This window comes from Paenibacillus sp. HJGM_3, from assembly GCF_045062745.1.
Lineage (GTDB): Bacteria > Bacillota > Bacilli > Paenibacillales > NBRC-103111 > Paenibacillus_AA.
In genome coordinates this window covers 296,045-319,219 of record NZ_JBJGED010000002.1, presented here as the reverse complement: position 1 = coordinate 319,219, position 23,175 = coordinate 296,045, and the positions used below count along the sequence as shown (strand labels likewise).

Annotated in this window: 19 protein-coding genes; 12 read left to right on the top strand and 7 right to left on the bottom strand. The window is 55.1% G+C overall.

Translation table 11 applies throughout. The annotated features are described in order from the left end of the window. Positions 1 to 1,557 (top strand): endonuclease/exonuclease/phosphatase family protein, encoded by a 1,557-nt coding sequence (locus ACI5FR_RS03730; protein WP_405450465.1) that lies wholly within the window; start codon positions 1 to 3, stop codon positions 1,555 to 1,557. Between the two features lie 53 nt (positions 1,558 to 1,610). Here ACI5FR_RS03730 and ACI5FR_RS03725 read toward each other — a convergent pair whose 3' ends face one another. Continuing rightward, positions 1,611 to 2,525 (bottom strand): helix-turn-helix domain-containing protein, encoded by a 915-nt coding sequence (locus ACI5FR_RS03725; protein WP_405450462.1) that lies wholly within the window; start codon positions 2,523 to 2,525, stop codon positions 1,611 to 1,613. A 92-nt stretch (positions 2,526 to 2,617) separates the two neighbouring features. Here ACI5FR_RS03725 and ACI5FR_RS03720 point away from each other — a divergent pair, with 92 nt between their 5' ends. Further along, positions 2,618 to 3,427, top strand: a complete 810-nt coding sequence (locus tag ACI5FR_RS03720; protein WP_405450460.1) for a protein phosphatase 2C domain-containing protein — start codon at positions 2,618 to 2,620, stop codon at positions 3,425 to 3,427. A gap of 112 nt (positions 3,428 to 3,539) precedes the next feature. On the opposite strand, the gene ACI5FR_RS03715 is transcribed toward ACI5FR_RS03720, so the two are convergent. From ACI5FR_RS03715 to ACI5FR_RS03700, 4 genes are read right to left on the bottom strand one after another with little or no spacing between them, the layout of a single operon-like run. Then, positions 3,540 to 4,916 (bottom strand): neutral/alkaline non-lysosomal ceramidase N-terminal domain-containing protein, encoded by a 1,377-nt coding sequence (locus ACI5FR_RS03715; RefSeq protein ID WP_405450457.1) that lies wholly within the window; start codon positions 4,914 to 4,916, stop codon positions 3,540 to 3,542. Positions 4,917 to 4,948: 32 nt separating this feature from the next. Beyond that, the gene (locus ACI5FR_RS03710; protein WP_405450454.1) at positions 4,949 to 6,676 is read right to left on the bottom strand and encodes a dihydroxy-acid dehydratase; all 1,728 of its coding nucleotides are present in this window, start codon (positions 6,674 to 6,676) and stop codon (positions 4,949 to 4,951) included. Between the two features lies 1 nt (position 6,677). Next, positions 6,678 to 7,463 carry an IclR family transcriptional regulator gene (locus tag ACI5FR_RS03705; protein WP_405450451.1) on the bottom strand — a complete coding sequence of 262 codons (786 nt, stop codon included), beginning with the start codon at positions 7,461 to 7,463 and terminating at the stop codon, positions 6,678 to 6,680. Further along, a complete protein-coding gene (locus ACI5FR_RS03700; protein WP_405450449.1) occupies positions 7,463 to 8,251 on the bottom strand; it encodes an SDR family NAD(P)-dependent oxidoreductase in 789 nt (262 codons plus the stop codon). The genes ACI5FR_RS03705 and ACI5FR_RS03700 overlap by 1 nt, the downstream gene beginning before the upstream one ends. 257 nt (positions 8,252 to 8,508) lie before the next feature. On the opposite strand from ACI5FR_RS03700, the gene ACI5FR_RS03695 reads away from it, so the two are divergent. From ACI5FR_RS03695 to ACI5FR_RS03660, 8 genes are all read left to right on the top strand, one after another. After that, positions 8,509 to 9,798, top strand: coding sequence for an aspartate aminotransferase family protein (locus tag ACI5FR_RS03695; protein ID WP_405450446.1), 1,290 nt, complete (start codon positions 8,509 to 8,511; stop codon positions 9,796 to 9,798). A 283-nt stretch (positions 9,799 to 10,081) separates the two neighbouring features. Beyond that, positions 10,082 to 10,870, top strand: a complete 789-nt coding sequence (locus ACI5FR_RS03690) for a response regulator transcription factor (protein ID WP_405450444.1) — start codon at positions 10,082 to 10,084, stop codon at positions 10,868 to 10,870. Positions 10,871 to 10,877: 7 nt separating this feature from the next. Further along, positions 10,878 to 12,656, top strand: coding sequence for a cache domain-containing sensor histidine kinase (locus tag ACI5FR_RS03685; protein ID WP_405450441.1), 1,779 nt, complete (start codon positions 10,878 to 10,880; stop codon positions 12,654 to 12,656). A gap of 124 nt (positions 12,657 to 12,780) precedes the next feature. Further along, positions 12,781 to 13,752 carry an ABC transporter permease gene (locus tag ACI5FR_RS03680; RefSeq protein ID WP_405450440.1) on the top strand — a complete coding sequence of 324 codons (972 nt, stop codon included), beginning with the start codon at positions 12,781 to 12,783 and terminating at the stop codon, positions 13,750 to 13,752. Further along, positions 13,746 to 14,606 carry a carbohydrate ABC transporter permease gene (locus ACI5FR_RS03675; protein WP_405450438.1) on the top strand — a complete coding sequence of 287 codons (861 nt, stop codon included), beginning with the start codon at positions 13,746 to 13,748 and terminating at the stop codon, positions 14,604 to 14,606. Before ACI5FR_RS03680 ends, ACI5FR_RS03675 begins: the two co-directional genes overlap by 7 nt. Positions 14,607 to 14,692: 86 nt before the next feature. Next, positions 14,693 to 16,228 carry an extracellular solute-binding protein gene (locus tag ACI5FR_RS03670; RefSeq protein WP_405450436.1) on the top strand — a complete coding sequence of 512 codons (1,536 nt, stop codon included), beginning with the start codon at positions 14,693 to 14,695 and terminating at the stop codon, positions 16,226 to 16,228. An 80-nt stretch (positions 16,229 to 16,308) separates the two neighbouring features. Next, the gene (locus ACI5FR_RS03665) at positions 16,309 to 18,138 is read left to right on the top strand and encodes an FAD-dependent oxidoreductase (protein ID WP_405450433.1); all 1,830 of its coding nucleotides are present in this window, start codon (positions 16,309 to 16,311) and stop codon (positions 18,136 to 18,138) included. A gap of 18 nt (positions 18,139 to 18,156) precedes the next feature. Then, positions 18,157 to 20,214, top strand: a complete 2,058-nt coding sequence (locus ACI5FR_RS03660) for a beta-galactosidase (RefSeq protein WP_405450430.1) — start codon at positions 18,157 to 18,159, stop codon at positions 20,212 to 20,214. Positions 20,215 to 20,250: 36 nt separating this feature from the next. Here ACI5FR_RS03660 and ACI5FR_RS03655 read toward each other — a convergent pair whose 3' ends face one another. Next, the gene (locus tag ACI5FR_RS03655; RefSeq protein ID WP_405450427.1) at positions 20,251 to 20,802 is read right to left on the bottom strand and encodes a helix-turn-helix domain-containing protein; all 552 of its coding nucleotides are present in this window, start codon (positions 20,800 to 20,802) and stop codon (positions 20,251 to 20,253) included. 152 nt (positions 20,803 to 20,954) lie between these two features. On the opposite strand from ACI5FR_RS03655, the gene ACI5FR_RS03650 reads away from it, so the two are divergent. Together ACI5FR_RS03650 and ACI5FR_RS03645 are read left to right on the top strand one after the other, a co-directional pair. Continuing rightward, on the top strand, positions 20,955 to 21,359 hold the full coding sequence (locus ACI5FR_RS03650; protein ID WP_405450424.1) for a DoxX family protein: 405 nt from the start codon (positions 20,955 to 20,957) through the stop codon (positions 21,357 to 21,359). 23 nt (positions 21,360 to 21,382) lie between these two features. Continuing rightward, complete coding sequence (locus ACI5FR_RS03645) at positions 21,383 to 22,042, top strand: alpha/beta hydrolase (protein ID WP_405450421.1); 660 nt, start codon at positions 21,383 to 21,385, stop codon at positions 22,040 to 22,042. Between the two features lie 61 nt (positions 22,043 to 22,103). Here the strand turns inward: ACI5FR_RS03645 and ACI5FR_RS03640 are convergent, their stop codons facing one another. Then, the gene (locus tag ACI5FR_RS03640; RefSeq protein ID WP_405450418.1) at positions 22,104 to 23,174 is read right to left on the bottom strand and encodes a sensor histidine kinase; all 1,071 of its coding nucleotides are present in this window, start codon (positions 23,172 to 23,174) and stop codon (positions 22,104 to 22,106) included. Between the last annotated feature and the right edge of the window lies 1 nt (position 23,175).

Genomic DNA, 23,175 nt, shown 5'->3' with positions numbered 1-23,175 from the left:
ATGAAACGCAAATGGTTGTTAAGCGTTCTTATCCTGACCTTTATGTGCATGGGTATCGTGCAGCCAACAGGAACGGCATCGGCATCCGGCAAGATCAAGCTGCGCGTTATGGACTATAACATTCATTACGGGATGGGGAGCGACGGCGTCGTCAATCTGGAGCGGATTGCCCAAGTCATCCTAGCTTCCGGGGCGGACGTCATTGGATTGAACGAGGTGGACCGGTATTTTGATCCGCGCAGCAACTACGAAGACCAAATCGGTTGGCTGGCGGAACGTTTGGGGATGTATTACGCGTACGGCCCCTCCACGTATAAAAAACCGATTCCTGCATCTGGAAACAACCGCAGGGAGCACGGCGCTGCCGTCTTGAGCAAGTATCCGATCGTTTCGGTAAGCAACCGGGTGCATACGGAATATGATACGCACTTTAGGGCGCTGCTGGAAACGAAAATCGATGTACAAGGCAAGCTGTTTTATTTTTACGTCACCCATTGGGGAGTCGAAGCGTCGGACCGTCTGTCCCAGGCGGAAGAGGCGCTGGAGTGGACCGGGGAACGACAAGGCCCGAAGCTGCTTGTAGGGGACTTGAACGCAGAGCCGAATGCGCCGGAGATCGAGACGATCTTAACGGGATTTTCGGATGCTTTCGTCGACCAGCCGAATGCTTACACATTCAAATCGACGAATCCGACCAAGCGGATCGATTATATTCTCGGAAATGATTACATCGCCTTTGAGAACAGCACCGTGATCCAATCTCAGGCATCGGACCACTTTCCGATCGTGAGCGATGTAACCATCGATACGAACTTTACGCCCGACATGAAGGTCATGTCGTACCAGATCAACAACGGCATCGGAACCGACGGACGGCTCGACCTCGACCGGATTGCCGATGTGATCGAGCGATCGGGTGCGGAAGTGATCGCCCTGCAGGGCGTAGACCGCCATTATTCGGCACGGAGCGGCTATGTGGATCAGGCCGGCCGGATTGCATCCCGGCTCGGCATGTACTTCGCCTTCGGGGCATTCGAGCAGCAGCCGGGCAATCCCGAATCCGGCAATCGACTGAGAGAAAGAGGAGCCGCCGTGATCAGCAAGTACCCGATCGTTCAGTCGAACGTGCATCTGCTGGACGGCAGCGAAGCGGAGCGAACCGGAGTATTGGAAGCCCAGATCGATCTGAACGGCGAAAGGGTAACCGTATTCAGTACGGAACTCGGCGCTGCACAATCCGATCGGCTGCAGCAGGCCAATCAAATCTCTGCTATTGCCGACGCGACGGAAGGCCGCAGGCTGCTTGCCATTGCCGCTCGCACAGACCCGTCCAGTCCGGAAATGAAGGTCATCGGGAAGCAGTTCCAGGACGCGCTGTTCCCGGGTAAAGGCCCGGATACGTTTCCTGCTAATGCACCCAACGAACGAACGGATCATATCTGGATCGATACAAACTTTCACGCAAGAGAAGGCGCCACGATTGACTCCCAAGCCTCCAACCATTTGCCGGTTGCAGGGTTGATCCAACTGAAGCCCGGAGAAGGTCGAAGCCGCTGAGCGGGACGCTTTCGGTGAGCAGCAGGGCGCCCGGAGCGGAAGTCTCCGGGCGTTTACCCCTGCTTAGACGGGTCTTCGGCTTGACCCTGCGTCTGCCGAGAAGCTAACCGGAACCCGCTTGGCGTCATTTCGGTATGCTCTTTGAACACGCGGGAAAAGGTCCGGAACGATTCAAATCCAACCTCGACGCATATTTGCTGCACGGTCATATCCGTGGCGACCAAGAGTCCGGTGGCGCGGCGAACGCGCAGGGCCAGCAGGTAGTTCCAGAAGCTCTGGCCCAGGCTTTGCTTGAACGTCCGGTGAACGGACGAGACGCTGACATGGAACCGCTCGGCCAACGATTCGGCCGTCAACCGTTCGGCGTAATTCGAGTGGACATACTGAATCATTTCCCAATTTTTCTGCCGCGCCTCGGCATCCTTGCTTTTCCCGCGCTCCGTTCCCGTATTCGGGTGCGAGCGAATGTACAACAGCAGCGCCTCCGTCAGCTTGGCCCGCAAATAGCTGTCTTTCCCGGGAAGCTGTTCGTTGTATTCTCGGAGCATTTGCGTGCAGATGCGCTTCATCTCTGAAGTTTGTTCCATAGGAAGATCGGTATAGGAAGGCAGGCCATCGCCCGTTTTGAGCAGCAGATAGCCGATCTCGGCATCGATCTGCGGGCCGAGAAGCAGGCTGATGTCGAACATGCAGCAGTACAATCGGATCGGACTCGACGGATCGCTGCACTGAATTTGATGGATATGGTGCGGGAGGAGGAATGTAACCGTGCCCGGCTGCAAGCGATGCGGCTTTCCGTTAATGATTTCCGTGCCGTACCCTTCATAGACGAAGGCCAGCTCGACAAAATCGTGATGATGCAGCCGGACTTTGGTCATGATTGTAACCGTGCGAATAAAGAAAGGCAGCTTGCCTTTAACCAAGTTGGCTACGGCGAGCGCATCTTGGTAGACGGGGAAAATGGTCATGACGCCCTCCTTCGCCGACTTGACGGATCGATATGTTTTATTGTAAGAGCCCTAATTGAAGCAGTCAATGGAAGAAAGAACGGAGGCAAGCGATGCATTTCACAACCTTTTCAAAGACGAGCCCGTTAAAAACAGAGTGCGAGGATGCGCTTCTCGTCAATGAACAAGCCCGCTTGTTCGGCGTATTCGACGGCGTAACGCCAATAACCGACTACAAGGATCATCGGGGGCATAATGGCGCCTATATTGCCGCCAACCTGTTCCGGGAACATTTCGAAGCGTTGAAGCCGGGGGCGGACATTTTCGTCGAGTTGACCGAAGCGAACCGGCAGCTGCGCGGCAGAATGGAATCGGCAGGGATCGATATGACGCCCCTTCATGAGCGATGGGCCGCCTGTGGGGCGGTCATTAGCGTCGATACGCGGGAAATTCGCTTTGTCCACGTAGGCGACTGCATGATTATCAGCATGGATATAGAGGGGAACGTCACCGTTCATACCCGCGATTATGTGGAGGGCGTTCCGGCCAGGGCCGCCCGGAAAAGGGCGGAGGACCGGCAGCAAGGCATCTACGTGCCGGACGACTCGTTCTTCGAGGATCCAAGGAGAGAAGAGGAGTACTGCCGCTGGATGGCCAATATGCCCGATGGATATGGGGTTGCCAACGGAATGGAGGAAATGCGCGACTTCATTCAAACCGGGTCGATCGATCCTAGCTCGCTCCGGTATTTGCTGCTGCTGACGGACGGGCTGATCTTGCCCGGGCAAAGCCCTGCGGAGGTATTGCCTTTGATCGTAAATAGCGAACTCGCCGTCTTCGCAGAGCACGTGGAGCGGTCGGAACGGGTAGCAGGCCGCAGACCGGACGATAAAACTTGTGTGCTGCTGCGGTTCGACGGTTAAAGCTTGGTAGCAGGCCTTCATAACTTTGTCATCGGATCAGCGCGAAACCGCCCGTAGGGGCGGTTTCTGGTGCATTCGGGTGGACGGACTGATTCATCGATTCGAATAGGCATCACAAGCGATTCAGCAATTCCGTCATCTTTTCCATAAATAGCTCCGCTGCGCCCTGGGCGAAAGGCGAGGTGATGACCTCGTACCCGCCTTGAGCATACGCTTCGGCGATCGGCAAGTACCCTAGGTGTCCGTTCGAGTACCCGCTGAACAGCGTTACCCGGAACGGGGAGTGGGCCTTGATGTGAAGCCCGATCTCGACGAAGGGCTCGAGCGGGGTGCCGATTAGTACCATATCGCCGATGCGCAGCACCTGCACTTCGATGTCCGTGTGTGTCATGCCATTGTACTTGCGCGACGTGTCCCAATTGAGGAACGCCCGCTTCATCTGGAATGACACGGCGCTGATTTCCTCCGCGCTGCCGCCGCCAGTCTGCAGCCGGTCGAGCTCCTCGGCCAGGCGCGTGTATGTGGCTTTTGCTTCATCGAGCGGAGTCAGTTCCCGGAGCGGCAGCGAGATGTGGGTGTGCAGCGTCCGGATGCTCTGCTCCTTCATCGGCTTGGTCGTGTTGAAAATGCCGAGCGACGCACCGGATTCGGTGACGCCGACGAACTCATGCTGCAGAGCGTTCGCGCCCAGCTCGAGCGACACCTTGACGGCTTCCGCGCCAATAATCGTCCCGATGCGCTGCGTAGCGGTCAAGTTCGACAGGAAGCCCTCCGGCCCCGGACCGACGTTGCCCGTCGCGCCCTGCAGGAATAGGCAGGTACCGCCGGACAACTGCTCAACGACCCGCTTGACCACACCCGGATAGTCCGGGCTGTGCAGCTTGTACGTGTAGCCGAGCGTAGTCGGGTGGGCGGAGTAGTGGACGATTGTGGCGACAACGGCGCCTTCCGCGTCCTCGAACCGCACGACACCAACATCCGGATCCATCGGCCCGGCCGCGTTCGCGCCGGTGATGACCCGGCCGCTGTCGAGCCGCTGCCGGCGGTTCACGCCGACATGGCAAGCGCCGACGCCGCTCTCGACGGTGACGGCCACGCGGTTATGCTTGGCCTCCAGGGCCGCTTCCACCGTCTGCGTGAGCATGAGCTGGAAGTACTTTTGCCGGGCGGCCTCGGCGGATTTGTAATAGTCGCTCCAGAAGATCGGCCCCGAGTGTGCATGGGTCACCGACAGCCGGATTTGCTCGAACGGCAATCCGGTCGCCTCCGCCACCGCTTCGCGCACTTGGTTCGACTGGTCGATGAGATACAGGCACGCGTCGATATCGATGAGAATCGAATTGGTCGTGCCGTCGGTTAAGTATAAGGCCGTCGTGTACAGATCCGACTCGATCCCGTCGGCGAATATATGCGTTTGCGCGCCCCAGCCGGCATGAGGGACGTCCAGCGAGGGGTTGATATCTTTGCGCCCTACCCCGATTTGAATCATGCGATTCCTCTCCTTTTGCGTATGATAACCGGTTAACCGCGACCGACGATCGGGGGTACGAAGGCGGCCTCTTCCTTGCTGTCGGCTCGGAGGAAGTCGAAGTCGCAGCCTTCCGGCGCCTGTAGCACGTGATCGGCGTACAGCTTCGGATAGCCTCGCACATGCCGCGGCTTCGGGCGCACCCAGACCGCTCGTCGGGCCTCCAGCTCGACCGGATTCAGCCGGACGTTCAGCGTACCCGCCGGCACGTCGAGCACGATGACGTCGCCGGTCTGCACGAGCCCGAGCGGACCGCCCGCGGCCGCTTCGGGAGCGACGTGCAGCACGATCGTGCCGTAGCTCGTCCCGCTCATCCGGGCGTCGCTCAGCCGCACCATATCGCGGACGCCCTCGCGCAGCAACTTGCGAGGGATCGGGATCGCGCCCCACTCCGGCATCCCGATCGCGACCGGCCCGCAGTTGCGCAGGATGAGCACGGAGTCGGCGTCGACGTCCAGATCATCGTCGTCGATCCGCTCCTGCATCTCCTCGTAGCTGTCGAAGACAACGGCCCGGCCGGTGTGACGCAGCAGGTGCTCTGAAGTTGCCGACAGCTTAATGATGCCTCCGTCCGGGCAAATGTTGCCGCGAACGATGGCAATGCCGCTCTGCTCCATCACCGGCTCGCCCAGATGACGGATGACGTCGGACAACTCCGTAGGCACCCGGCCGTAAATATCGCGGATCGTCTCGCCGGTCGCTCCGAGGCAGTCGCCATCCAGAAGCGGCAGCAGCTCGCGGATGACGACGCTTAGGCCGCCGGCATGGAAGTAGTCGTCCATATTGAACGTGCCGCTCGGCTGCATGTTCACGAGCAGCGGTACGTCGGCCGAGTGCTTCGCGTAGTCGTCGAGCCGAATTCGGATGCCGAGACGGCCGGCGATTGCGGTCAGATGGAGAATCGCGTTCGTCGAGCCGCCGAGCGCCGCGAGCAGCTTCATCGCGTTGACGAGCGACCGTTCCGTGATGAGCTTGGATGGCGTCAGGTTCTCCTGCACCATCTCCACGATCCGACGCCCGGTCGCTTCCGCGGCGGATTTCCGCGTAGCATGCGTCGCGGGAATGCTGGACGTTCCGGGCAGCATCATGCCGAGCATCTCGGACACGCTCTTCATCGTGGACGCCGTCCCCATGACGGGGCAGCCGCCGAGGCTGCAGGAGATGCACTTCTCGAGTTCACGCCACTCCTCGTCGGAGAGGAGGCCCGCCTTATAGTCGTCGATATACTTCCACGTATCGGTGCCGTAATTGACCGTCTTCCCGCGGAAGACGCCGGGTGTGCGATGCCCGGCCGCGAGCTGCAGCGCGGGCAGGTCACAGCTAGCCGCGCCCATGAGCTGGGCGGGCGTCGTCTTGTCGCATTCGCATAGCAGCACGACCCCGTCGATCGGCAGCGAGCGGATCGTTTCCTCCACGTCCATCGCCATCAGATTGCGATAGGGGAGATCGGACGGCTTCATGAAATCCGCCGGAGTCGTAATCGTATGCAGCTCGATCGGGTAGCCCCCGCCGAGCAGGACGCCGCGCTTGACGTATTCCACCAATTCCTTATGGGGGTAGTTGCAGCTGTTCAGGTCGTTCCAGGAGTTGAAAATTCCAATAATCGGCTTGCCGACGAACGATTCCGGCACATGGCCCATCGCCCGCATGGCCGACCGGTGCTGGAACGAGTGATCGACCGCTCCTTCAAACCATTCCATGCTGCGCAATTTGATCGTCATCTCACTCGTTTCCTTCCGATTGGGGAGTATGGTAGCCGAGCTCTCGCGAAATATGCATGGCGGCGGTCTTTACTTGCTCGCCAACCTTCATGAACTTCACCGCCGGCAAGTCTTTGCTAAGCGCCGTGATACTCATCGAAGCGACGATGCCGCCGGACGAGTCGCGGATCGGAGCGCCGATGCAGCGAATGCCCTCCTCGAATTCTTCGTCCTCCAGGGAGAAGCCGTGCTCGCGAACGAATTTGATATCCTCCAGGAATTGCTCCGGCGTACGGATGCTCTTCGGGGTAGACCCCCGCAGCTCGCCGGGCAGCGCCTGCAGCAGCTCCGCATCCGACATGTCGGCGACGAGCGCCTTGCCGACGCTGGATTGGTAGAGCGGCTGGCTCTGGCCGATCGACGTGGCGAACCGGACGAAGCCCGAGCCTTCGACTTTGTCGCAGTACACCGCGCGTTGGTTGATAAGTACAGCCAGGTGTGCCGTATACGGCGTTTCCTCGACCAGCTGGCGAAGATGCGGGCGGGCGATCTGAACCATATCCATCGAGTTCAAGTACCGGTTGCTCCATCGGAGCACTCCGGGACCGAGCCGATAACGGCCGTCGGGGGATTTGCTGATGATCTGATGCTGCTCCAGCGTATTCAGGATGACGAACGTCGTTGTCTTCGGAAGCTTCAGCCGCGCGTGCAGATCGCCGATCGTCAGCTCCTCTTCCGCGAGCGCGTTCAGGATGAGGATAGACTTCTCGAGTGCCGGAACGGAATATTCCTTCGTGCCTTGTGCCATTAGAGTTCACCTGCATTCGCCAGATGGCCGCCATCTACGACGAGCGTAGTGCCTGTGATATAGGAGGCTTCGTCGGAAGCAAGGAACAGGAACGCATTGGCGGTTTCCTCGATCGTCCCGAGCCGGCGCATCGGGGTACGCGAGGTGAGATCGAGCGGATTCTCTTCCTTCTTCTTGAGCTCGCGATCGAGCGGAGTGTCGATGAACCCCGGCGCTACCGCGTTCACCCGAATCCCATGCTGAGCCAGGTCGACCGCCATCGATTGCGTCAGCAGCACGACGCCGCCCTTGGAGGCGTTATAATGCGCCAGCATGGAGCTGCCGGCGAGGCCGTTCTTGGACGCCATGTTGACGATCGACCCTTGAATGCCTTCCTCGATCATGCGTTGGGTGACCACCTGGCTGAGCAGGAACATCGCATTCAAGTTCACGTTCACGATGTCCAGCCAGCGCTGATACGGGATCGAGGTGAACGGCTCACGCACGGCGATGCCCGCATTGTTGATCAGAATATTGAGGCCGGAGAGCGTATCCCAGGCTAGGGCTGCTACCCGCTCCACCTGAGCGGCGTCCGCCAAATCGCATACCGCCGAATGCACATGGATCGAATCTCCATGCGGCAGTGACTGGGCTTGCTTCTTCAATTGTTCTACAGCACCTGTCAATTGTTCCTCGCGCAGGTCAACGAGAAATACGCTCGCGCCTTCCCGGATGAATCGTTCGGCAATCCCGAGGCCGATTCCCCGGGCTCCTCCCGTAATTAAAACACGTTTGTCCTTCAATCTCATGCGAATGGTCCTCCGATTTTAAGTAGGAATCAATAGGTTGAATCGCTTTTAACCCCACTTTACAATTGATCGGCTTTGGCTGTCAAACGCTTTTTGTTCCCTGCGAATCCACTGATAATAATGGAGGAGGACCCAAGTTTACATTTCAGTATTGACGGATAAAGGGAGGTATTCTTATAATGGCAATAGCAGTTTCTGAATAGAATTCAATATATTGAACTCATCTTTAAAGTACTCAACATTTCAGGAGGTTTCCTATGAGCTTGAGCAAATCGCAGCAAATTCACGAAGAGGCCAAAAAATATACGCCGGGCGGGGTCCACACGTCCATCCGCAATGTCGATCCGTTCCCTGTCTTCACGAAGGGCGAGGGCGCGTATATCTACGATGCGGACGGGAAGAAGTATATCGACTACCAGGCCGCATTCGGGCCCTATATCCTCGGTCACAACCATCCCTATGTGAATGGGAAAGTCATCGAAGCGCTCGGCCGTACCGACTTGTATGGGGTAGGGACGACCGACCTCGAGGTTGAATGCGCACGCAAAATCGTGAGCCACGTGCCGTCCGCGGATCAAGTGTTGTTTTGCAACTCCGGTTCGGAGGCGACCTACCATGCGATCCGTCTCTCTCGCGCGGTTACGGGGCGGACGAAGCTGATCAAGTTCCAAGGCTGCTACCACGGCTGGCACGACTACGTCGCCCGGAACATGCTCAGCGCCTGGGATATGATCGGCAAGCGCGATCCGGGGTCCGCGGGCATGATGGACGAAGCGATCGACAACACGCTTATCTGTACGTTCAATGATCTGGACAGTGTGGAACAGACGCTCCGCAACAACAAGAATGAAGTCGCGGCGCTCATAGTCGAGCCGATCCCGCACAACATCGGCTGCATCATGCCGGAACCGGGCTTCCTGGAAGGGCTGCGCGAGCTGTGTACGGCCAATGGCGTCATTCTGATCTTCGACGAAGTGATCACCGGCTTCCGCCATAATATCGGCGGCTATCAGAAGGTTGCGGGCGTGACGCCGGACTTAACCACGATGGGCAAGGCGATGGCGAACGGCTTCCCGATTGCGGCGATTGCGGGCAAGCGGGAGCTCATGCAGCGCTTCAACACGCAGCCCGGCGGGGACGTCTGGTTCGCGGGTACGTACAACGGCCATGCCGTCGGGACCGCCGCGACGATCGCGACGCTCGAGATGATGGAGAACGAGCCCGTACATGAGCATGTATTCCGCCTGGGCGAGAAAATGCGGAGCGGCATTCGCGACATCCACGCGCGCTTGGGCGTCAAAGCGATCGTAGCCGGCTTCGGCTCGGTTTGGACGACTTATTTTATGGACTTCGTTCCTAAAAATTATACCGACCTCCAGCACAACGACGCGACCTTGTACGTCAACTACCGCAAGAAGCTGATCGAACGCGGCATCTTCAAAATGCCGATGAACATCAAGCGCAATCACGTTAGCTACAGCCACACCGACGCGGACATCGACTATACGCTCGAAGTGATCGAGGATGTGCTGAAAGAGCTTGTGTAATGTAAGGAAATGAGGGATCTCAAGGACTTGTCTGCACTTTTGCAGGCGGGTCCTTTTTTAGCGAAATTATTAGACTGGTAATCGGAACCCCTCTGCCTGCACGCCCATGCGCCAACTGAACGCCACGACCAAGTACCTCTGGAGTGAATCTGCTTCAGAGGCTTTAATATTTTTTACGAGCCAGTTTCGTTTTTTGTACATTCTAGCAACTTTTTGGTATAAACAAACCCGGGTATTGCTGGTATCATGGTCGTAATCGTGTATAGACAGGATGGTGCGATGCATGTCGGCCACACCGCTCAAAGTGCTGATCATAGATGATGAACTGCCGTTAAGACAGGAACTCCGCTCGATGCCGTGGCTTTCCCTGGGAGCCGAGCTCGTCGGAGAAGCGGAGAATGGGGAGGAAGCGCTCAAGCTGTGCGAGTCCTTAAAGCCGGAGCTCCTGATTTCCGATATAACGATGCCGATCATGAACGGACTGGAGCTGTTCCGCGAAGTCAAAAAAAGATATCCACAGAGTCAATTTGTGTTGCTAACTTGCCATAGTGATTTCCATTATGCGCAAGAGGCACTGAAGCTTGGGGCTTTGGATTATTTTACAAAGCTGTCGTTCGATGAAGAGGAACTGAAGTCAGCCATAGAAAAGGCGAGAGAAGCGATCAAGCGTGAGGTCAATCTAAGACATTACGAGCAGGAACAAAGTCGCCGGGAACAATCCCAGCATCAACCTTCCACCTCAGTCACCGATCGGAAAATTCGGAAAGAAGTGCAGTTCGCCAGGCGCATCATCGAGAGCAAGCTGAACGAGCCGCTTACCCTCACTTCCGTGGCGGAGGAGGTTGGCCTCAGCTCCTACTACCTGAGCCGTCTGTTCCGGGAGGAAACTGGCGAGTCCTTTAACGAATATGTCACCCGGTTGCGGCTGGAAATGGCGGTGCTGCTGCTTCAGACCACATCGCTTAAAGTGTATGAGGTGGCCGAACGGGTAGGCATTCCCAATTACCGATATTTCTCGCAGCTGTTCCGGAATTGGACAGGGGTAGCACCTACAGATTACAAAAAGGGCTGATGATTATATGAAAGCACTAATATCTTGGTTTGGCAGCTGGAGCATGCTGGCCAAACATTTTTTATTTTTATCCCTGGGAACGCTCGTCCTGTTAGGGGGACTTGCCTGGAACAACCTGCGGGAAGCGGAGGATTTGTTCCGCAAGCAAGTCGTCACAGATGCCCAAATCATCATTGACCGCACGAATCTGTACATGAATGCGTACTTGGACAATGTGCAAAACATTCTACTTTTGATCTCCACCCAAGGAGATCTGTTGAACGTCGGGAAGGAGAAGGACGCTGCAGAGGTTCTGCGATCCTATGCGAATATGAACCGAACGCTGTATAGGTCGCTCTATTTGGTTCGAGAGGATGGCACCGTCATTTCCCACGCCCAGACGACCTTCGAAATCATCGGAAATCCGCACATCTCCTCACTGCTTGAAAAGGCCAAGCAAACGTACGGGATGTTTATCACCGAGCCCTATCAATCCCCGATGTCGGGAAAGACGGTCGCCTTCGTGCTGCCCATTCAATCCGCTGCGACCCAGTCGTTTCGAGGGATAGCCGTGGTGGAGATCGATCTCGCCCAACTATCGAACATGATCGCTCAATTCATGAATACGAGACATCAAACGTTCGCGATCGTCACCAATCAACGAAATGTCGTTCATTTGGTTGAAAGTACCAACAGCTCGACACGGCTGCTGCCCTACAACACCTCGGTGTTTCCGCCGGAGCTGAAGGGGAGCTTCGTCGAGCAAATCTCGGAGCTTCCCATCGGAACATCGGAGCTTGCGGGTCCACAGGGAGACCTGGTTGCCGTGAAATCCGGGATGAATCGGCTAGGCTGGTATTTTATCGCGTTTTATGAAAACAGCTTCTTCTATCAAAATATTCGCAGCCTGTATCAGAACTTCAGCACCGCGGGTTTGTTCTGGTTCGTTCTGGTGCTGGCGAGCACCTATATGTTGAGCCGCTATATTACGAAGCCGGTTCGTACGCTCGTGGCGAAGATGGACCGGGTTTACGATATGGAGGTGCTTCACAGTATACAAACGACAGGAAACGATGAGATCGGCCGGTTGGCGCGAAGCTATAATGCGATGATGGAGCGGATTCATCTTTTGATGAGAGAAACGAAAGAGGCGGATCGCCGCAAGAAGCAATTCGAGCTGAAAATGCTGCAGAGTCAAATTGCTCCGCATTTTTTGTACAATACACTGGCCTGCATCAGCTCTCTAGCCAAGCAGCACAAAATCAGCGAGGTACGGGAAACGATCAAGGCGCTCGTTGGCTTGCTGTCCTTCAGCTTTGATAAAAGCAAGGAATTCGTCTCCTTGGAGGAGGAGCTGGAAGGGCTGCGCATGTATGCGTACATTCAGAAGGTGAGATATGGCGATAAGTTCACGATGGAGATCGACGCGGCACCGGAAACGAACGGCAAGACGATGCTGAAGTTAACGTTGCAGCCGCTTGTGGAGAATGCCATCTTCCACGGACTTGCACCGCTCAAACGCTCCGGCACGATCCGGATCCGGACGAAGTGCGTCAAGGATAAACTGATCGTTACGATCCGGGACAATGGGCTGGGCATGAGCTCGGAGCTCTTGAACAATCTGCTTGCGGTACGCCATAAGGCGCCGAACAAACACAGGTTCACCGGAATCGGGATCATGAACGTCCATGAGCGGATCGGGCTTCATTTTGGCCCCGAATATGGACTTTCGATCTTCTCCCTGCCGGATGTGGGCACGCTGATCCGGATTGAGCTTCCCGCTTTGGAACATGCCGAAATGACGTAATCCCGCGTTTGCAATAATTCGAACATTTTAACAGGATCCCTGTATATTTTCCCCTGTAAACGCTTGCTATACTGAATTCAGCCCGTTCGGAAGCGAGTGAGTAGACAGAGGAGAGGTGGGCCTTATGAAACAGCAAATCCTAGGCGGGCGTAATACGAGGGCCGGGAGCAGGGTAAGGGAGTCGGGGCTTACAGAGTCTGTGAAGCGGGTATGGGCGTTTCGAGCGTTTTATCTCATGCTATTGCCCGGACTGCTTTACTTTGTGATCTTCCGCTATTTTCCGATGTATGGGCTCGTCATCGCGTTCAAGGACTTTCAAATCTTGGACGGCATCCTAGGCAGCAACTGGGCGGATCCCTGGTACAAGCATTTTCAGACGTTCTTTCAATCCCCTTATTTCGGCCAGCTTATGATCAATACGTTCGTCATCAGCCTGTATAAGCTGGTGTTCGGAATGGCGCCGCCGATTGTGATGGCGCTTCTGCTCAATGAATGCAGGCTGCGCTGGTTTAGAACGATCGTACAGACCGTGACCTATATGCCGCATTTCCTGTCCTGGGTTATCATTTACGGCATACTGATCGCGCTGCTCTCGCAAAATTCAGGGATCGTCAACCGCTGGATCGAAGACTCCGGCGGACAATCGATCGGATTTATGACGTCGATCGATTACTTCCGGTCCATTCTCGTCATCTCGGAGGTGTGGAAGGATCTCGGCTGGGGAGCGGTCATCTACCTCGCCGCCATGACATCGATCGATCCGACCCTATATGAGGCGGCTCGTGTGGACGGCGCAAGCCGGCTCAGGATGATGTGGCACATTACGCTGCCGGGGATTCGGAATGTGATTGTGATGCTGCTCATCTTGAAGCTGGGGCACATTATGGACGCCGGTTTCGATCAAATTTACATTTTGTACAACATTCAAGTGTATCAGGTCGCGGATATTATCGATACTTGGGTGTTCCGGACCGGGCTGCAGCAGCTGAACTTCTCCTTGGGGGCGGCCGTCGGGTTGTTCAAATCGCTGATTGGGCTCGTCCTCGTTCTCGGCTCCAATCATTTATCCAAGAAATGGGGGGAAGGCGTATGGTAAGAGGCTGGGAAGACCGGATCGTCAATGCGGTTGTCGTCCTCATTCTTGGGCTGACAGGACTAGCGGCCATTTTACCGATCCTGTATGTCGTATCGGTGTCCATCACCCCTTTCTCGGAAGTATTGAAAAACGGCGGTTTCATCTTAATTCCGAAATCGATTACGTTCAGCGCTTACAAGGAGCTGTTCAGCAAAACGACGATTTCCAGCGCTTTCGTGATCACGGTGATCATTACAGTCGTCGGCACCCTCGTCAACCTGGTGCTCACTACGCTGATGGCTTATCCGCTCAGCCGGCGCAACCTGCCGGGCAGAAGCCTCTTCTTGCTCCTGGTCGTCTTCACGATGCTGTTCAGCGGCGGCATTATTCCGACATACTTGGTCGTGAAAGCGCTTGGGTTGCTCGATTCCATCTGGTCGATGATTTTACCGAACGCCGTATGGAGCTTTAACGTGCTGATTATGAAAAGCTTTTTCGAAAGCCTGCCGGATGAATTGTTCGAATCCGCCCGGATCGATGGCGCGAAGGAGTTCCGAATCTTATGGCAGATCGTGCTGCCGCTCTCTGTACCGTCCATGCTCACCATCGGGTTGTTCTACATGGTCGGACATTGGAACGAATTTTTCCAGGCGATTATGTACGTGACGGACCGCAGTTTATTTCCTTTGCAGGTCGTCATCCGCGAAATCTTGATGATGACGCAGCAGCCGCTCGAGAACGTCGAGAACATTCTGCCTACGGAAACGATGCAAATGGCTTCCGTCGTCATTGCAAGCTTGCCGATCATCCTTGTGTATCCGTTCATTCAGAAGCATTTCACGAAAGGGATGCTGCTCGGCTCTGTGAAAGGTTGATTCCGTATCCGAATTCCGGACTGCAGCCGGAACCGACGGACACGGTATTATACAACAATATAAACCGAAGAGATAAGGGGTATGGTATGAAAAGGAAAATAATTGTACCGATGCTATCGGCTATCACGATCGCAGGGACGGCGCTTATAGCGGGCTGTGGGGGGTCTGCGGACAAACCGTCCGATAAACCGGCGGCCGGCGGAACACCGGCGGCCAGCAGCAGCATGCCGGTGAAGCTGGACATCATCGAAACGGGAAGCGGGCTGCCCACTCCCGATCAGGATATCATTAAGCAGGAACTGGATAAAGCGCTGAATACCCAAATCAACTTAACCGTGTATGCTTCCAGTGACGATTACAAAAATCAGGTGAACGTGCGCCTCGCTTCCGGCAATTTCCCGGATCTGTTCGCCATCGATCGCGGGCAGCTCAAGCAATTATCCGATCAGGGCCTGCTTCTTGATCTTACTCCTTACTTGGATAGGTTAAAGCCGACGAAGGATTTTATCGGCGAAGCCAGCTTGAAGCAAGGTATGCAGAACGGCAAAACGTTCGCCATCGCCAAGAAGCCCACGATGTCCAAAACTTCCTTTTGGATTCGCAAGGACTGGCTCGATAAATTGAATCTGAAGGTTCCTACTACTCCCGAAGAATTGCTGGAAGTCGCGAAAGCGTTTACGGAAAACGATCCGGACGGCAATGGAAAGAAAGATACGGTCGGGATCACAGGCAGCCATTTCGATGCGTTCTTCTCGATCTTCGGTGCCTATGGAGTAGGGATGGGAGACGGTGCCCCGAGCTTCTATGTGAAAAATAATAAAGTGATGAACGCATTATATGACCCGGGGATGAAGGATGCCCTCGCCTTTATTAATAAATTGACCGCAGCGGGCGTGACAGATCCGGAATTAATGGCCAACACGGCCGTCCTTGCTCGCCAAAAGGCGATTAAAGGGCAAGCGGGAATCCTATACTCGGAATGGTCTTCCATCAACAGCGATCAAACATTGGAGCAGATTAAAGCGGTGAATCCGAATGCCGTCTGGATCCAGATGGAGGCGATCCAGGGACCGGGCGGCAAATATACGAGCACTTGGGACATCGGAAATCCTGCAGGGCTGTATGCGATTCCGAAGGCGCTGGAGAAACAACCGGAGAAGCTGCAAAAAGTGATCGATCTTCTGAATTATGTTTCTTCGAAAGAAGGTTCCCTGCTGGTCCAGTATGGCGTAAAGGGAAAGCATTTTAATCTCGAAGGCGACAAAGTCATACCGACCGATTTGATGGCCAAAGAGGGAGCTTACTTCTGGTTGTACCAATTCACAGGCCGTCCGGAGCTGGAGTACTTGCAGGTGAAATTCGCTTCGCAGATCAAGTTTATCGAGTTCGCGCAAAAAACACCGCGTATTCAAGGGTTGAACGGATTTGTCGACTTCCCGAGCGGCTACAATCCTGGTGACGCAGGCCGGTTTATTGAAGAAGAGCTGACTAAATTCATGTACGGCAAACGGCCGCTCGGCGAATATGACAGCTTCTTGAAGACACTGGAAGGATCGATGAATTACAAAGCTTATATAGATGCCGCTGATAAAAAACTGAAAGAGCTTGGTTACGTGAAGTAAAATCGGGGGGAAAGGAAGAGGAGCCTGCTTCCTTTCCTCTTTAGTTTGCAAAACGATCAGCAGCAGGGAGGAGTACCATCGTGATTGAAAAAGAGAGTCGACAACGGATCCATACAGATGTGCTAGTTGCCGGAGGTGGCATTTCCGGAGTCATGGCGGCACTGGCCGCGGCCCGGAACGGCGCCAAGGTGATCCTATGCCAGGACCGGCCCGTACTGGGGGGAAATGCCTCTTCGGAAATCCGGATGCACATCGTCGGGGCGGCTAACTCGAAGCGGGGGAAGGCGCTTCAGACGGAAGCCAGGGAAGGGGGGATTTTGGAGGAAATTCTCCTGGAGTGCGCCGTCCGCAATCCGCAGCGAAGCGCATCCATGTTCGATCTGATCCTATATGAAAAGTGTCGGGCCGAGCCGAGTCTGACGCTGATGCTCAATACGACAGTGACCGGTGTGCGTATGGATGGGAGCCGGATCGTGTCGGTCATGTGTACTCGTGAAAGCACGGAGCATGACTTCGAGCTGTTCGCGAAAATATTCATAGACTGTACGGGAGACGGCCGGCTCGGCAAAGAGGCGGGAGCGTTATACACGACCGGCAGGGAGTCTACCCGGCAATATGGAGAGTCGCACGCGGGAGAAGAAGCCGATCCTTACCGACTTGGCTCCTCGTTGCTGTTTACCGCTCGCAATATGGGCCGGCCGATGAAGTTTATCCCGCCGGTATGGGCGAAGCATTTTACGGAAGAGGATTTGAAGTACCGCAGCCACAGCTCCTGGGAATACGGCTACTGGTGGGTGGAGTTCGGCGGATTGCTGGATACGATCGCGGACAACGAAACGATACGCGATGAGCTGATGGCCATCATGATGGGCGTCTGGGATCATATCAAAAACAGCGGTCATCATCCGGAATCCGAGAACTGGGCGCTGGATTGGTTCGGCTTCGTGCCCGGGAAGCGGGAGTCGAGGCGGTTTATCGGCAAGCATATGCTGACCCAAAGGGACTTGGAAGATGCCGTACACTTCGAGGATGTGATCGCATATGGGGGATGGCCGATGGATACGCATCCGCCCAAAGGAATCGAGGCCAAAGACACCGATCCGTGCAGTCAGCCGATTACGAACAATGTGTATGAAATTCCTCTTCGGGCGCTCGTTAGCGCCAATGTGGACAATCTGATGTTTGCCGGTCGCAACATCTCGGCTACGCATATCGCGTTTTCCAGCACGAGGGTGATGGCCACGTGCGGCGTAATGGGACAAGGCGCCGGCACTTTCGCCGCACTTGTCGTTCGGGAAGGTGTCCCAATGGAGCGAGCGTGGCAGGACCAGGAGTTGATCCGTCACACGCAGCAGCAGCTGATCAAGCAGGATGCGTTCCTGCCCGGTGTTACCGCTATTCGCAATTTGTCCAGTGATGCTGTGGTCAGAGCCTCCTCCGAGCAGACGGAGGGGAAGGCGTCCCATATTATCGATGGATATACCCGTTCCATGCATGGAGAGAGAGGAGTCAGACCGGATCTGGCCGTTCCCGGCACACACCGGTGGATGTCGCTTCCCGACGACCGGGAGCCGTGGATTGAATTGGAATGGGTGACCCCAGTATCGATACGGGAAATCATCATCGTTCTCGACACCGGCATGCACCGCAGACTGACGCTGACGCATGATGAGCATTTGCACAAGCAGAACGAATGGGGGCCGCAGCCGGAGACGTTGAAGGCGTTCCGGGTAATCGCATATTTTACGGATTCTCCCGAGGCTTGTCGTCAAGTGATGCACGTGGAAGACAATTACCAACGACAGGTTACTTGCCATACCGAGCTTGATCAGGTCAAGAAGCTCCGCTTGGAGGTGCTGGGCATGGGCGGATTGGACCACGCTCGCGTTTTTGAAATCAGATGTTACTGATAGAGGAGGGAGACACCGATGAGGGAACGAAAGCCGCTTTTTCCCAAGCTTCCGCGCCTGCTGCACGGAGCCGATTACAACCCGGAACAGTGGATGCATATGCCGGACATCTGGGATGAGGATATGCGCCTGATGCGTCTCGCCAAGACCAATGTCATGGCCATAGGCATGTTCTCCTGGTCCAGCCTGGAGCCGAGGGAGGGGCAATTCGAATTCGGGTGGCTGGACGAGACGATGGACAAGATGTACCGGAATGGTGTTTACACCATACTGGCAACGCCCAGCGGGGCGAGGCCGCCCTGGTTAGCCAAGAAATACCCGGAGGTATTGCGGGTCCGGCCCGAGCGGGTACGCAATTTATTCGGAACCCGCCATAATCATTGCTATACGTCGCCGGTGTACCGGGAGAAAGTCAGAATCATCAATACGCTGCTAGCGGAACGATATCAAGATCATCCCGGATTACTGCTGTGGCACATCTCCAACGAATATGGCGGGGAATGCCATTGCGGCTTGTGCCAGAATGCGTTCCGGCTGTGGCTGCAGAACAAATACGGCAACGACCTGGATCGGTTGAACAAGGCGTGGTATACGACCTTTTGGAGCCACACCTACTCCGATTGGGAGGAGATCGAGTCTCCATCCCCGATCGGGGAATTCAAGCTGCAAGGCTTGCAGTTGGATTGGAAACGTTTCGTAACCGATCAGAGCACCGATTTTATGATACGGGAAATCGAGCCGCTGAAGCGGCTTGCTCCGGACATACCGGTCACCACGAATTTCATGAGCATGTGCATCATCAATTACGAACGAATGGCAGAGCACGTGGATCTCGTCTCGTGGGACAGCTACCCGCGCTGGCATGACCGGGGTCCCGACTGGCACACGGCCTGCAGGACCGCATTCGTTCACGACCGGTACCGCTCGCTCAAGGACGGACAACCGTTTCTGCTCATGGAGAGCACGCCGAGCATGACGAACTGGCAGGAGGTCGCCAAGCTGAAGCGGCCCGGCATGCACGCCTTGTCTTCGATTCAAGCGGTCGCGCACGGCTCCGATTCCGTGCAATACTTCCAGTGGCGCAAGAGCCGAGGAGCTTCCGAGAAGCTGCACGGAGCCGTTGTCGACCACAGCGGGCATGAGCATACGCGAGTGTTTCGCGATGTGGCTGAAGTGGGCGCTTGCCTGGAACGTCTGGAGACGATTGCCGGCACGTTCGTTCCGGCAGAAATCGCACTGATTTATGACATCGAGAACGGGTGGGCGGTAGAAGGCGCGGAGGGACCGCGAAAGCCGAACCTCAGCTACGAACAAGAAGTACTGCGCCATTATGAACCGTTCTGGAAGCTGGGCATTCCGGCCGACGTATTGCCGATGGACCGTCCGCTTGACGGCTATAAACTGGTGGTCGCCCCGATGCTATATATGGTCAAGCCCGGAACAGCCGAACGGCTGGAGTCCTTCGTTCGCTCGGGAGGTACGCTCGTCCTCACCTATTGGAGCGGGATTGTCGACGAGAACGATCTCGTCTTCCTGGGCGGGTTCCCGGGACCGCTCCGCCGGCTGACCGGAGTATGGGCGGAGGAGCTGGACGCCCTGTATCCGGAAGACCGCAACTCCATCGGGATGAAAGGGCCAGGCTGGGAAGGCTTGACCGGAACGTACTCGGTTTCCTTGATGTGCGATCTGATTCATGCGGAGACGGCGGAAGTGATCGCCGAGTACAAGGAAGATTTCTATCAAGGGTATCCCGCATTGACCGTTAACCGAATCGGGGAAGGTGAGGTTTATTATATCGCGGCGCGAGCCGAGCCCGCGTTTCAGGACGATTTTTACGGCAAGCTGGCTGCCCGTTGCGGGATCAAGCGCTCGGTACGGGCAGAATGGGCGGAGGGTGTTAACGCCCATGTCCGGACTGACGGCGTCCGGGATTACATCTTCCTTCATAATTTTACCGATCAAGAACAGCCCGTAGCCTTCAAGGAGCCTTTGCGTGATTTGGAAGGAACTCCGGCCGGGGATAGTGCGATTCTTCCGCCTTACGGGTACCAAATCTTGACGAGAGAAAGAGAATGAAAACGCAGATAAAGCCGGGGATCCCCCGGCTTTATCTTATAGAAAATCCCATCTGCTGTCGGTCTCCGTATAGATGGAGATCAGCACAATTGCCGTATCCTCGCCTATATTTCTCACCATGTGGGGCGTGCACGCATTCCAACTGAAAGAATCGCCCTCTCCGAATTCGGCCGCATCCTCCCCTTGCTCGGCGTAGATCCTCCCTTTTACTACAACATGGACCTCTTCGCCTTCATGTGCATGAGGGATGTCCCCTGTGGAAGCCCCGGGAGGGATCTCCACTAGCATCATCCTTACGTTCTTGGTGGAGCTCAGATGCTCCACCTTCAGATGCTCCGAACCGCTTGTCGTAATTTTTCGTTCATCCTTCCGAACAATATTCATGCGATCCTCTTTTTTCAAGAGCAAATAAGCTAATGGAACCTTCAAAGCTTGCGCTATGCTTTCAAGCGTCGAGATGGAGGGGGACGTTTTATTAGTTTCAACCTGACTCATAAAGCCTTGTGACAAGCCGGTTTCTTCACAAATTTGAGCGATTGTGATATTTTTTCGTTTCCGAATCGCGCGTATGGTGGAGCCGATATCCATCCGATTGCACCTCAAACCAAAATATTAGTAATACAAAAGTTAATTACATATTAACAAATTTCCTGTTGACGTTCCACAGTGTTTTATAATAAATTACTTATATAAACAATATATCTTTATTACTAATATTTTTTTAGGGGAGAGATTACGGAATGAGTAAGACAGCGGTAGTTTCGGTTATTATGCGTGTGGTGATGGGCATTATATTTTTATCCCACGGAGTCGCCAAGTTTCAAACGGGACTAAGCAATGTAGACGCATGGTTCAGTTCAATTGGAATACCGGGATTTTTGGGTTATGTTATAGCGATGCTTGAGCTCGTTGGGGGCATATTGCTGATTGTGGGGTTGTTTACTCGTTATGTTTCGGCCTTGTTCGTAGTCATGCTGATCGGAGCCATCTTCACGGCGAAGCTTCCGGCTGGACTTCTCGGCAACGCTCAAATGCCCGGCTATGAGCTGGATCTCGGATTTTTGATGATTTCGTTGTATCTGGTTGTTGCAGATCGGTCGCCTCTCTCGGTTGACCGTCTTATTATGAACAAACGCAGCGCATAACTTACAACTAAGGGGGATTTATTGTGAATCCGGCTTATCAATATGATGTTCATTTGCCGGCCCATATGGACCCGGACAAGAAATATCCAGTCGTCTTTACCCTGCATGGCAAAGGCTCCAATGAAAGAAATGTGTTCGGTTTGGTCGCTCCGCTCGCGGATCATTTCATTATAATCGGCATTCGCGGCAACCTGCCGCTCGGTGCGGGTTATCAGTATTACGAGTTGAAAAGTCTCGGCAATCCCATCCGGGAGATGTTCGACGATGCAGTCAAGCAGCTCGAAGGATTCATTCGCTATGCAACGGAGAAGTATCCGATCGATTCGGACAAGCGGTATTTGCTCGGCTTTAGTCAAGGTGCCATCCTGTCCATGACACTTGCGCTGACGATGGGGGATCAACTGAGGGGAATCGTTGCGTTGAACGGGTACGTTCCTGACTTTGTGAAGACGGAGTATCCGCTGCGCAGCGTGAAGGACGTCTCGTTCTTTGTTTCGCATGGAGAGCACGATTCCGTATTCCCGGTTCGGATCGGGCATGAGACGGCTGCCTATTTTAAGGATCAGACACCGCTACTGACATTCCACTTATATCCGACCGATCACGGTGTTTCGGAAGAAAATCAGCTCGATGTCCTGAATTGGTTGAAGAAGGATGCCGGGTTGATTACAAACCTGGAGTGAGTAGTCCATCACCGGGTAATCGAAGGCTGAGGAGTTTATGTTGTCAGCCTTCGTGTCTTTCTTACTGGTTAGCGAAGGGAATCCAGCCGGAGAGGATTGCACCACCGCCCGCGTGGTTGCCTGCCGCAAGCTCACCTCCATGCTGCCGGATGATTCGCTGTGAGATGGTCAGCCCGAGCCCTGCTCCTCCTGTCGCACGACTTCTCGATTGTTCGCCTCGATATAGAGGCTCGAAGATACGTTTCAGCTCGTTTGACGCAAAGCCCGGCCCTGAATCTTGAATCGTAAACACAACGCGGCCTTCCTCACGACGGCATTCAACGAGAATGCGGCCATGGGGAGGGGTATGCCGCACCGCATTGTCCAATAAGTTGCCAATCGCGCGATGCAATAAGTGGGAATCGGCTTGGATCATACAGTCATCCGGTGCATAATCGGCGACGATCGAGATGTGTTTCTGCTGCGCTTGCGGCTCCAGGCTTTCGACGGATTTTTGAACAATCTCGTGGAAGCCAACTGTGTGTTCGCTTAGCTCGGTTTCCAAGTACTCCATCTTTGTAAAGGTGAATAGGTCCTCGACCAATCGATCCAATTGCACTGATTTCTCCTTACACACGGCTACATACTTCGCCAGTTGATCCGGTGTTCGTGCAATCCCTTGTTCGAGCCCGTCCAAATAACCCCGCAAGGCGAATAATGGCGTCCGTAAGTCATGCGCGACGGAAGCGATAATAAACCTTCGTTCCTCCTCCAGCTCCGCTTGCTTTCGGTGTGAGCTTTGAACTCCCTTTACCATGACTTCGAACCCGTCTCGAACTTCTGCAATCTCTCTGACGGCCGACTGGGGTAGCCGAACGTCCCAATCACCTTCCGCAATTTGCCGAGCAGCCTGACTCATCCTCTCGAGGGGCAAGAGAAGGAGCCGACGCATTCGAACACCCACTATAAAGAAAGCAACAAGCAGCCCCGCGAACGCAGCCACCATGAGCCCCGTATAGGAATTCGGCCGATCCGCTCCAATATGCAACGATCGGGTCGTGATGAGGTGTGCCGTTACAAAGAAAAGCCACGGCAGCAGCAGAAGGAGCACTAAACTGAGCAAAAGATAGGTACGAATACGAAGCTTCCTCATG

Coding starts and splice junctions, on each gene's coding strand:
- ACI5FR_RS03730 (WP_405450465.1), top strand. CDS start 1: ATGAAACGCAAATGGTTGTTAAGCGTTCTTATCCTGACCTTTATGTGC.
- ACI5FR_RS03725 (WP_405450462.1), bottom strand. CDS start 2,525: ATGACCATTTTCCCCGTCTACCAAGATGCGCTCGCCGTAGCCAACTTG.
- ACI5FR_RS03720 (WP_405450460.1), top strand. CDS start 2,618: ATGCATTTCACAACCTTTTCAAAGACGAGCCCGTTAAAAACAGAGTGC.
- ACI5FR_RS03715 (WP_405450457.1), bottom strand. CDS start 4,916: ATGATTCAAATCGGGGTAGGGCGCAAAGATATCAACCCCTCGCTGGAC.
- ACI5FR_RS03710 (WP_405450454.1), bottom strand. CDS start 6,676: ATGACGATCAAATTGCGCAGCATGGAATGGTTTGAAGGAGCGGTCGAT.
- ACI5FR_RS03705 (WP_405450451.1), bottom strand. CDS start 7,463: ATGGCACAAGGCACGAAGGAATATTCCGTTCCGGCACTCGAGAAGTCT.
- ACI5FR_RS03700 (WP_405450449.1), bottom strand. CDS start 8,251: ATGAGATTGAAGGACAAACGTGTTTTAATTACGGGAGGAGCCCGGGGA.
- ACI5FR_RS03695 (WP_405450446.1), top strand. CDS start 8,509: ATGAGCTTGAGCAAATCGCAGCAAATTCACGAAGAGGCCAAAAAATAT.
- ACI5FR_RS03690 (WP_405450444.1), top strand. CDS start 10,082: ATGTCGGCCACACCGCTCAAAGTGCTGATCATAGATGATGAACTGCCG.
- ACI5FR_RS03685 (WP_405450441.1), top strand. CDS start 10,878: ATGAAAGCACTAATATCTTGGTTTGGCAGCTGGAGCATGCTGGCCAAA.
- ACI5FR_RS03680 (WP_405450440.1), top strand. CDS start 12,781: ATGAAACAGCAAATCCTAGGCGGGCGTAATACGAGGGCCGGGAGCAGG.
- ACI5FR_RS03675 (WP_405450438.1), top strand. CDS start 13,746: ATGGTAAGAGGCTGGGAAGACCGGATCGTCAATGCGGTTGTCGTCCTC.
- ACI5FR_RS03670 (WP_405450436.1), top strand. CDS start 14,693: ATGAAAAGGAAAATAATTGTACCGATGCTATCGGCTATCACGATCGCA.
- ACI5FR_RS03660 (WP_405450430.1), top strand. CDS start 18,157: ATGAGGGAACGAAAGCCGCTTTTTCCCAAGCTTCCGCGCCTGCTGCAC.
- ACI5FR_RS03655 (WP_405450427.1), bottom strand. CDS start 20,802: ATGGATATCGGCTCCACCATACGCGCGATTCGGAAACGAAAAAATATC.
- ACI5FR_RS03650 (WP_405450424.1), top strand. CDS start 20,955: ATGAGTAAGACAGCGGTAGTTTCGGTTATTATGCGTGTGGTGATGGGC.
- ACI5FR_RS03640 (WP_405450418.1), bottom strand. CDS start 23,174: ATGAGGAAGCTTCGTATTCGTACCTATCTTTTGCTCAGTTTAGTGCTC.